Here is a 275-nt window from a genome sequence, read left to right as displayed (position 1 = left end):
ACCAGGTCGGGCCGCGCCGCGTGCAGGGCCTCGAAAGGGTTGACGGCGTAGGCGCGGCCATCGTCGTTCCAGCCATCCTCGCAAATCATGAAGCCGACTTTACAGCCGGCGATAGCGAGGGTGCAGGCGCCGGGCGGGCCCGGCTCGAAATGGCGGCCCTCGTCGAAGATGCCGTAGGTCGGCAGCAGCTGCTTGTAGTATTCGGCGACGATCTGCCCGTCACGGATGGCCAGCAGGGCGTTATACAGGGGCTTGCCGACGCCGGGATTGGGCCG

1 pseudogene is annotated in these 275 nt (G+C 67.3%); it reads right to left on the bottom strand.

Annotated features, from left to right (window positions below):
- A pseudogene (locus ACVHXK_RS18840) lies at positions 1–275 on the bottom strand (hypothetical protein); the annotation flags it as partial.

This window comes from Clostridium sp. DL1XJH146 (assembly GCF_054819755.1).
Note: the sequence above shows the minus strand (reverse complement) of the source record. Positions and strands in the feature narration are given on the sequence as shown.